Annotated in this window: 3 protein-coding genes; all 3 read right to left on the reverse strand. The window is 63.7% G+C overall.

Annotation, left to right across the window (positions count from 1 at the left end; translation table 11 throughout):
• A partial coding sequence (locus tag AC1D1P_RS17495) for a GspE/PulE family protein (RefSeq protein WP_477673839.1) occupies nt 1-1,776 on the reverse strand: 1,776 nt, incomplete at its 3' end.
• Nucleotides 1,777-1,796: 20 nt separating this feature from the next.
• Nucleotides 1,797-3,026, reverse strand: coding sequence for a type II secretion system F family protein (locus AC1D1P_RS17500; RefSeq protein WP_477673840.1), 1,230 nt, complete (start codon nt 3,024-3,026; stop codon nt 1,797-1,799).
• Between the two features lie 31 nt (nt 3,027-3,057).
• Nucleotides 3,058-3,522 carry a type II secretion system major pseudopilin GspG gene (gspG, locus tag AC1D1P_RS17505; RefSeq protein ID WP_477673841.1) on the reverse strand — a complete coding sequence of 155 codons (465 nt, stop codon included), beginning with the start codon at nt 3,520-3,522 and terminating at the stop codon, nt 3,058-3,060.
• Nucleotides 3,523-3,705: the final 183 nt, after the last annotated feature.

Below are 3,705 nucleotides of genomic sequence, written 5' to 3' on the forward strand. Positions count from 1 at the left end.
GTTCTGCATGTTCTCCCGGGGCGTGACGCGGTTGATCTCTTCCACAGTGGTCTGGCCTCCCATGGCCAGGGACACGGCCGAGTCGCGCAGGCTCATGAAGCCTTTGCCGCGTGCGACCTGCTTGATCTGTGAGATCGGCGCCTGCCGCACGAGGAGATCTCGTATGTCATCGTCCATCTCCAGCGTCTCGGCAATCGCAAGGCGCCCCTTGTAGCCGGTGCCGCGGCAATGCGCGCAGCCCACGGCATGCATGAATTTCGCCTGGTCCAGATCCAGGCGTTCCGCGGGGATGCCCTGTTGTGTCAATTGTTCGGGGGTCAGGCCTGCGGGCATCGCGCAATGCACGCACACGGCGCGCAGCAGGCGCTGGGCGACGATGCCGGTCAGGGCCGACACCAGGCTGTAACTGTCGACGTTCATGTTTTTGAAGCGGCCTATGACGTCAAATACATTGTTGGCGTGCACGGTGGTGAACACCTGGTGGCCCGTGAGAGCGGCCTGTACCGCGATCTGCGCCGTCTCGGCATCGCGTATCTCGCCCACCATAATCTTGTCCGGGTCGTGGCGCAGCACGGAGCGCAACCCGCGCGCAAAGGTCAGGCCTTTTTTTTCGTTGACGGGAATCTGCAGCACGCCCTTGAGCTGGTACTCGATCGGGTCTTCAATCGTGATGATCTTGTCCAGGCCGGTGTTGATCTCGGAGATCGCCGCGTACAGCGTGGTTGTCTTGCCGCTGCCTGTGGGGCCGGTCACCAGCAGCAGGCCATACGGCAGGCTGGAGGCCTGGCGGATAAAGTCCTTGGCGCTTTGCGCGAAACTCAGCGTGTCCAGGCTCAGCGTCTGGAACTGCCCGGTCAGGTGCTTGCGGTCCAGTACCCGCAAGACGGCGTCTTCACCAAACAGGTTGGGCATGATGGAGACCCGGAAATCGATCTCGCGCCGCTCGACGCGGACTTTGAAGCGGCCGTCCTGCGGCGTTCGCCGCTCGGAGATGTCGAGCTCGGACAGCACTTTGATGCGTGAAATCGCCTGGTGCCCCATTTCGGCGCTGTCGATGCGCTTGACATTTTCCAGCACACCATCGATCCGGTACTTGACATGCAGGCCGGTCGGCTGGGTTTCGAAGTGGATGTCGGACGCGCCCATCTTGAGCGCGTCGTACAAGATCGAATCGACCAGTCGGACCAGCGGGTTCGCCGTGGTCTCTATGCTTGCGATGGACAGGGCCACGACGGAGGCATCGACGGATTCCGCCTGTGCAAGGCCACCGGCATCTTCCTCTTGGTCGCTGCCCATGGCCATCAGGTTGCGCTCGGCATGCGCAAGCCAGGCTTGTATGTCTTCGATCAGTGCCAGGCCGCGAATTACCTCACCCGCGTTTGCATCGCCCAGTTGCAGGTCTATCCACTCCTGGCCCTTGAGGTCCAGCGGGTCGCTGACCACGACCGTGCGCACCTTGTTGCCGGCAGCGTCGACGGACCAGCCGCCCAGGCAGCCGCGTGACTGGCAGTCGGCAAACGAGATCAGTTCGAAGTCCGGTGTGATGCCCTGCAGGTCTTGCGTGGCCATGGCGCGCAGGCCCAGCGCCGCCGCGACGTCCACAAGTACGCGCGTGCCCTCTAGTCCGCTTTGTCGCACCATCCACTGAAGACGCGACCCTACCGGCGCCGCCTGCACGGCTTGTTGCATCAGCGCGCGCCCGGCCTGGCCGCCGGCCGGTGAAGCCGGGGCGGTGTCCGCGTCGGCTGGCGGGGAAACGGGGAGGAGGGTGCTCATGGGCGAAAGCAATGCAAAGATCAGTTCAGGCTGGAGGCCAGGTCGAAGATGGGCAAATACATGAGGACCACGATGGCGCCGATAACGGTGCCGATCACGATCATCAGCGCGGGTTCGATGACACGCGTGGCCACGTCGATGGAGCGCTGCAGCCGGCGTTCGTAGAACTGTGCGATGCGCTCCAGCATCTCCGACATGGAGCCGGTGCGCTCCGCCACCTTAAGCATGCTGGTGGCCACAGGGTCGGACAGCCCCGCGCCGGACAGGGCCGCGCTCATGCTCAGGCCTTCGCGCATCAGCACGACGGCGCGCTCCAGGCGCTCGCGGTCCGCATCGCCCAGCAGCCTGGCGCCGTGCTCCATCGCGCGGTGGATCACAATGCCGCGCGAGACCAGAATGGACATGGTGCGGTAGAGCTGCAGGTGCTGGAACTCGCGGATCACGCCGGCTATGTAGGGAAGGCGTTGCAGCCAGCGCGAGCGCACGCCATGTGCGCGAAAATGCGCGACCACCCAGGTCCCCAGCGCCAGGACTCCGCCGAAGAACAGCATCAGTACCCAAGGCTTGGCGGCCACGAGCCGGCCCCAGGCCATCAGGCCAGCCGAGAGCATGGGCAGCTGCGTGCGCGTGCTGTCCAGCAAGCCGGCAAAGCGCGGGATCACCACGCCCATGAGGAACATCACGACCAGCCCACCGACCACGAGCAGCACCAGGGGATAGACTGAAGCGCCTATGAGCTTGTCCTTGAGTCCTTGCATCTCCCTTTGGTGGGCCGCATAGCGGGCCATTCCCTTGCCGAGGTCGCCGGTGCGTTCGCTGGCTTCCACCGTGGCGATCAACAGCTCGGGGAAGGCACCCGTCAGCCGCATGGCCGCCGAGAGATTGCGGCCTTCCGACACCGCGCGCGCCACCTGCTCGATGAGGTCGCGCCGTGCGTTGACCGTTTCCTTGATGCTCAGCGTCTGCAACGCTTCTGTGACGCTGAGGCCCGCGTCGATCAGTGCTGCAAAATCCTGTGAGAAGGACGCGGTGTCGAGACCCGAGCGGGAGGGCGCCGCGGATTTCCCTCGCATCAATCCGCCAAGGCCGGCGCTGGATTCCTTGGCTGCCTCGCAGCTTAGAACCGTGAAGCCACCGCGCGCTGTCTGTGCGAGCGCTTCAGCAGCCGTGGTCGCGCGCACCTGGCGCGACGCGATGCGTCCCGCACCGTCGCGGGTGACGACGTCAAACAAGGCGTGAGCCGCGAGCATGCGTGAAACTGTTCTGGCGCCAGCGCTGACGTCAATTGACCGAATGCAGCGAGACGTCCTGCGCCTCACCGGTGCCGCCGGGCTTGCCGTCGGCACCGTAGGAGATGATGTCGATGCTGCCCGCGCCCGGCTTCAGCACATAGCTGTAGTCATTGCCCCAGGGGTCGGTGGGTAGGGCCTTTTTCAGGTAGGGCCCCTGCCATTTTGTGATCCCCGGCGGCGGTGTGTTCAGGGCATTGAGGCCCTGTTCCGCGGTGGGGTAGCTGCCTACATCCAGGCGGTACTGGTCCAGTGCCTTGTCGAGCGATTCAATCTGCGCCTTGGCGATCTTGGATTTGGATTTGCTGACCGAGTCAAAGTAGCTCGGCGCGACCAGTCCGGCCAGCAGCCCGATGATGACCACCACGACCAGCAGTTCCAGCAGCGTGAAGCCGCGCGCAGACCTGCAGCGCCTGGCCCTGGGGGCAATCTCCAGCTCAAACGTAACGTGACTCAATGAAATTCCCCTCCCAGAGAAACGCTTATGGATGCGGTTCTAAATTGATCGTTCTGAACCTGCCGGCCTAGCTGTTTTGCGTGCGAAAAGATTCTGCCGGAGGCGCCTGAAATCGAACAACGCGTGTGTTGGTGAAACAACCCATCATCCGTTCCAAAAATAACCCTGCTGCACAGGTCATGG

The organism is Polaromonas sp. P1_E1_2 (assembly GCF_056406035.1).